The 6404-nt window shown below is 57.8% G+C and carries 4 protein-coding genes and 1 pseudogene; 2 read left to right on the top strand and 3 right to left on the bottom strand.

Annotated elements, in window-relative coordinates; translation table 11 throughout:
- Positions 1-1397 (bottom strand): glucose-6-phosphate isomerase (gene pgi, locus WA354_RS09480; RefSeq protein WP_472812765.1); only part of this gene is annotated, 1397 nt, incomplete at its 3' end.
- 200 nt (positions 1398-1597) lie between these two features.
- On the bottom strand, positions 1598-3661 hold the full coding sequence (locus WA354_RS09475; RefSeq protein WP_472812764.1) for an alpha-galactosidase: 2064 nt from the start codon (positions 3659-3661) through the stop codon (positions 1598-1600).
- Between the two features lie 363 nt (positions 3662-4024).
- Here WA354_RS09475 and WA354_RS09470 point away from each other — a divergent pair, with 363 nt between their 5' ends.
- Complete coding sequence (locus tag WA354_RS09470) at positions 4025-4882, top strand: sugar phosphate isomerase/epimerase family protein (RefSeq protein ID WP_472812763.1); 858 nt, start codon at positions 4025-4027, stop codon at positions 4880-4882.
- A gap of 253 nt (positions 4883-5135) precedes the next feature.
- Positions 5136-5708 (top strand): methyltransferase family protein, encoded by a 573-nt coding sequence (locus WA354_RS09465; protein WP_472812762.1) that lies wholly within the window; start codon positions 5136-5138, stop codon positions 5706-5708.
- Between the two features lie 252 nt (positions 5709-5960).
- Here WA354_RS09465 and WA354_RS09460 read toward each other — a convergent pair.
- Positions 5961-6404: pseudogene (locus tag WA354_RS09460) on the bottom strand (lipoyl synthase); the annotation flags it as partial.

The raw sequence follows: 6404 nt of genomic DNA, 5'->3' as shown, positions 1-6404 counted from the left end.
ACGCGATGCGGAACAAGCCAGTCCGGCGTTCCCTCGGCCTTGACCTGCTCCGCAGTCTTCCCAAAGGCCAGTGCTTCAGCCTGCGCAAAGACATTCGCGACCAGTATGTCGTGATGAGGGCCAAGCGGATTCAGCGTCTTGTAGAACGCAATGAAGTCGCATGGGATCAGGCGCGTTCCCTGATGGATTAACTGATAAAACGAGTGCTGGCCGTTTGTGCCCGGTTCGCCCCAGTAGATGGGGCTGGTGTTGTAGCGGACTTCTCTGCCTTTGAGCGTTACATGTTTGCCGTTGCTTTCCATCGTCAACTGCTGCAGGTAGGCAGGAAAGCGCTTGAGATATTGCTCGTATGGCAGGATGGCGATGGTCTGCGCATCGAAGAAGTCGGTGTACCAGACGGAAAACAACGCCAGCAGGACGGGGAGATTCTTTTCCAACGGGGCGGTCCGGAAGTGCTCGTCCATCTGGTGGAATCCGTCGAGCATGGAGCGGAAGTTCTCAGGCCCAATCGCCAGCATCGTCGAAAGGCCTATGGCCGAGTCCATGGAGTAGCGGCCGCCGACCCAATCCCAGAACCCGAACATATTAGCCGTGTCGATGCCAAACTTGGTCACTTCGCCGGCGTTGGTGGATACGGCGACGAAATGTTTTGCAATCGCCGACTCATCACCGCCAAGTTTTTCAAGCAGCCAAGACCGCGCCGTGTGCGCATTCGTCATCGTCTCCAGCGTGGTGAAGGTCTTCGACGAAACGATGAACAAGGTTTCTGCGGCATCCAGATCCTGCACCGCCTCCGCAAAATCAGTGCTGTCGACATTCGAGACGAACCGAAATGTCATGGCGCGATCGCTGTAGTGCTTCAACGCCTCGTAGGCCATTACCGGCCCAAGGTCAGATCCGCCGATCCCAATGTTGATCACGTTCCTGATGCGCTTGCCGGTGTGGCCCTTCCACTCACCGCCGCGTACGCGATTGGAAAACGCCGTCATCCGATCGAGTACTTCATGCACCTTCGGCACCACGTCTTCGCCGTCGACCATGATCGTTTGGCCCTTGGGCGCGCGCAGCGCCACATGCAACACAGCACGCTTCTCCGTGATGTTGATCTTCTGGCCGCTGAACATGGCGTCAGTGTGCTCGCGCAGCTTCGATTCTTCCGCCAGCGCAAGTAGCAACCTAACCGTCTCGTCGGTAACGCGGTTCTTCGAGTAGTCGAGGAAGAGACCGACGCCTTCGGCCGTCATGCGCTCGCCGCGTTTCGGGTCGTCAGCGAACAGCGTGCGCAGATGCAGCTTGGCAACCTCACGCGCATGCGACTTCAAGTCTTTCCATGCCTTCAGGCTCGTAAGCGGCTTTACCTTGATATTGAACTTGCGGCTTTTTGCAGTCTTTGCCATCTTCACCCTCCAATGCGGTCTCGCGAAAGTTACAGCTCGTTATTCAAAACGCATCCTTCCTTCGGATGCAAGATTTACAAGGCCGCTACAAATTTTGCGGCGACCCAACCAACACATTATCGCCGCCCAGGGCGCTTCGTCTCGTGAACCCAAGGCAGATGCGCCAAGGCACATCCACGAACTTCAATGCTTCGGACCTCTCAGCGCGCGCTATCGCTTGCCTCGGCCTCCTCAATGAACACCAGCTCGGAACTGAAGGGATGGGACAAATGAACCGCCAGTCCTTCTTTCATCAAATGCTTCCCGGCGATGACCGTGTCCTGGGAGGATCCATCCTGAAAGTGCAACCTGTAGCGTTTTGCATCGTCGAGCCCCTCCAATACAAATACATGGTTCTCTTCGTCTTCGATGCTGCCACGGAATGCATACAGCACACCCTGCTTGCGCACCGGATCCCAATACTGAATCGCGTCCCAATGCACACCGTCGGGGCGTGTCGAGACGTGATAGAGCCGCGCGTCACGTATCAGCGGCCGGAGCTTCTGCTTGTAAAGCGCAATCGCCTGCCTTGCAGCTTCATGCTGCTCCGCGGTCCACGCCGAGGTGTCCATCATGATGGTGACCCAGCCCATCATGCCGCTGCGCAACATATACAAAAAGTTCTCGGGCCGCGGCGTGGGCCACTTCTCCACGTAGCTCTCGAGCATCGCCGCCGGCAGCATATAGCTGGTGTCGTAAAACGCTCGCCGATTTGAGAGCGGATCGTACGTATCCGTAATGGAGAAGTAGTCGCCATGCGCAGCGGAGCCGAAGTCCACCATGCGGCCGCCATCATTGCAAATCTCGAAGATCAGCCCAGGGTGCGCGCGGCGCGTTTGCGCATAGATGTCGTAATAAGCGCGGACAGCATGGTAGCTAACGTCAGTCGAACTGGACGCGACCACAAAGTCGAAGCCCGAATCGTGAACGACTTTCATCGTGCTGCGATTCGGAGGCGCGTGGGGATGATCGTCACGCACGCATCCCTGGGCAACTAGATAACCATCGTGCTCCAGCATGTCGAGGTGGTAATCGGTAACGATGCGATTCACTTCCTTTGCGAGATAGTCTTGAGCGGCACGAACACCCATATCGACCGTCTGTCCCTTGAACTCCTCAGGCTTCCACTCCGGCGCCAGATCAGTTACGAGCCAGTCGCGCACCTTGGAATCACGCGCGTTCAGCGCCCCCGGTTGCGTATCGAGTGCTGCCTGCGCCCAGTCGACCCAAAGGCCAAAACGCAGCCCCTGCTTGTGCGCAGCATCAGCAATGAACGCAAGGCCATGGGGGAATTTTTCAGGGTTGGGATACCAGTCGCCGACTCCGCGAAACCAGCCCGCATCGACATGAAACATCTCCAGACCCAACTGTTTCGAGTCGTCAATCATGCGCAACGCCAGCTTCTCGTCGATCTGCATTCCGCCGCCCCAGCTGTTGTTCACGGTCAACGGGTACTCCGGATCCTTCCATGTCGCCGGATTGCCGAGCACCGCGCGCACCCACGGTCGCAGTTGATTGGCGGCCCCATCCGGCCCACCGGAAAATGCACCGAAGAACACGGTGGGCGTTTCGAACTTGTCTCCCGGCGCAAGCCGTGTGCGGAACGGTCCCGGTTCAGGATTCAGGCCGAGCACAGAGGTGACGCTGTCGCCGTTGCGCGAAAGCGAAATGCGCGTCCGTCCACTGAACTCGATCCCGGCAAGCCATCCAGCCTGGGGATCATCTGCGTTGAACACAAATTCCGCGGGAATAATTTCGCGCGCCTCGTCCTTTTGCGGAAAGGCATAGGTCGACGATTTTCCCGTCCATTGATATCCCACAGGAATGGCCCCAATGTGCGTACCGACTGGAGAAGGCGTATCGGCGCCCTTCTCCACGTAAAGGTATTGCAGCTTTCTGTTCGGACTCCACCGCAGTTGCAAGCGCAGAGAATCAATCATGGGTAGCCATATCTCGTCCGCGCCCAGGTTCTCAACCGTGATGCGATGCTCGACAGGGCCGAAGTCAGCGCGCGCCAGCCACTCCCACGACAAACGAAGATGCGGAGTTGCCGTTTCGTAAACAAACACAACGTGATGCCTGTCGGCGCGACCCAGGTCAGGTTTCAGTTCCCACGTCAGCGCAACCCGCTTGCCGTTCACCTCGACGCTCGCCGGAAGGGGCTCCTCCGCCGCATTGCTGAATTGAAAGCCGGGAATACCGCTCACCCAGGCAAGGGTCGGCACGTGCTCTCCAGCCCTCAACGCCAGCAGAACGTCAGATGTCGACACCAAATAAGGAGGGATGACATTTGTGGCCCGCGTATGCTGGGGAACAAGCATCCCGGCTAGCACAAGACGTAGTAGGCGACGCATTTTTATCGACAATCTCTCCGGCGTACTTTCCAATTCAATCATCTCCAGGCGTGAGCACCGGTATCTCTGCCAGGCCGCCGTTTCGATTCCTGATTGCCATGAACTCCATCGATCGAGCGCCTTTCTTGTGGAATCGGCGTCCCTCTCCTATTATTCGTGAGTAGTTCGATTGGGGGGCAACAAGTGATCTCGCGACGCGATTTTCTGGCAACTGGCGCTATGGGTGCATTCGCCATGGCATCATCTCGATTCGCGAGAGCCTCCGACTATAGTCCGAATAAGTTCGGCGTTCAGCTTTATGTTCTTCGCGTCCTGCTGGCCAAGGACTTCGACCGCACGCTGGCCAAGGTCGCCGCGATCGGCATCAAAAACGTCGAATTCGCGGGCTTTTATGGGCGTACAGCGAAAGAAGTCCGCACCAGCCTGGCGAACGCCGGACTCACAGCAAGCGGCGCACATTGCCTGCTCGCCAGTATGCCCGACGACGAAATTGGCCGCATGATCGATTTCTGCCACGAGGTCGACATGCCGTACATGATCGCCGCCATCCCATCGATCAAACCCGGCACTTTAACGGCCTCCGGCAAGCCTGCATCCGGCAATCCGTTCGAGCACATCGAACTCGAGGATTGGCGATGGAGCGCGGAACGTTTCAACGCAATCGGCGCGCGTGTGCGCGACGCGGGAATGCGGTTTGCGTATCACAACCACAACATCGAAGCTCAAAAGTACGGCAACATCGTAGCGTTCGATGAGATGCTGCGCCTGACCGATCCTGCGGTGGTGGGCATGGAATTTGACACCGGTAATTTCATCGCCGGCGGCGGCGATCCTTATCCGTATCTTGAAAAGTATCCGCATCGGTTTGAACTCGCCCACGTAAAGGAATGGGCCTCGCCGTTCACGCCGACCGTCACGATCAACTGGCCGAAGTACGCACCCTTCGGCCAGGGCACAACGGATTGGAAGAAGATGCTGGATTCGCTAAACAAGGCTGGCGTGAAACAAATCTTCATCGAGCAGGATGGCACAGCCGCCGGCGACGAAGTGGGTGCGGTCCGCCAAGCATATCAGTTCCTGATCAAGGTCTGAGACTTGGCGATTTGCTGTGCGCCCGGTTCGAAGACGCAACCGACGATCAGCCAATACACACCGACGATTCCTACTCGGAACACCCGTCCCACGACTCCAAAATGCTGTCATACTGTGCGAAGCGCAGCGAGGTCGAAGAACCCGACAATCCATGCGGAAAGCGCACCGACAAAGCCGCTCATAGTTATGTCGCCTGCCCTGGAACCTCTCCTCGCTCACCTGCGTAAATACTTTCAGCGCCAGGAGGTCCCGAATGCTCTGGTTCTACGAATGGTTTTTCCCGGCGGTCTGGGTTATCTTTCTTCTCTACTGGCAGATCAAGGCCGCCAATACCAAAACCACCAAGCGCCTCGAGCCGGCTGCCTCTCGCATCCTGCGCGTCTTCATTTTCCTGATCGCGATCATCCTACTCTGGACGACTCGCATCCCGCTGCCCTGGCTCTATCTGCAGCTCTGGCCGAGTGGCCTCTTGCCCTTCTGGCTGGGAGCTGCCGTCACCATCGCCGGCCTTCTGTTCGCCATCTGGGCGCGCGAGCACCTCGGCAGCAACTGGAGCCGCTCCGTCACCATTAAGCAGGGCCACGAGCTGATCACCACCGGTCCCTATGCCGTGGCCCGTCACCCGATCTACACCGGCATTTTGTCCGGTTTCCTCGGCATGGCGATTGCCATTTCCCAGGTGCGCGGATTCATCGTTTTCGTTCTCATCTTCATCGCGCTCTGGATGAAGCTGCGCATGGAGGAACAGTGGATGCGGTCCCAGTTCGGCGAGGCGTATGCCACCTATGCTCGTCAGACCGCCGCCCTGGTTCCGTACCTCCTCTGATCGCTGTGTCACGATCCCAGCCTCATTAGCATGCGGTCTGTCGAAGACAAGCCAACATGCACCTGACATTGTGGTCGTGTCACTGCTGCGGACGTTGACCAATTGCCCCCCGCTGCTCCCCAGCCGGTCCGAGGATTGGCAGGACGATCGTGTGCTGTCCTCTGTTCTGGACCACCACTGACGTTTTCTATTTGGCAATTCTGGCCCGGAAAATGGGGTATTCAGTCGCAATTAGTAGCGTTGTTGCTTCTCTTACAACAACAACACAGCAGCAGCAGCAGCAGCGCCAGTCGACATGGCCTGCTCGTGCGCATGGTAGCTCGAACGCACCAGGGGCCCCGACTCCACATGGCGGAAACCCATCCTTAATGCTTCGGCTTTTAACTCGGCGAATTCTCCTGGCGTATACAAACGCGCCATGGGCAGATGATCGCGCGACGGGCGCAGGTACTGCCCGATCGTAAGGATGTCGCAGCCGATCGCAGCCAGATCGCGAAATACTTCGAGCAGTTCGTGAGTCTCTTCGCCCAACCCCACCATCACGCCGGATTTCGTCACGCCCCCCGGGTTCAACTTCTTTGAGTAGCGCAACAGCTCAAGAGAACGCTCATAGCGCGCACCCGATCGCACCACGCGATAGAGTCGCGGAACCGTCTCCGTGTTGTGATTCATCACTTCGGGCTTTGCATCGACCAC

Origin of the sequence: Occallatibacter sp. (assembly GCF_049802275.1) — a bacterium.
In the GTDB taxonomy this organism is placed as follows: Bacteria; Acidobacteriota; Terriglobia; order Terriglobales; family Acidobacteriaceae; genus Telmatobacter.
The sequence above is the reverse complement of the archived record's forward strand: the minus strand, read 5'-3'. Positions and strand labels throughout refer to the sequence as shown.

Excerpts from the sequence above, each read along its gene's own strand:
- WA354_RS09470 (WP_472812763.1), top strand. The coding sequence starts at position 4,025 with ATGGCATCATCTCGATTCGCGAGAGCCTCCGACTATAGTCCGAATAAG.
- WA354_RS09465 (WP_472812762.1), top strand. The coding sequence starts at position 5,136 with ATGCTCTGGTTCTACGAATGGTTTTTCCCGGCGGTCTGGGTTATCTTT.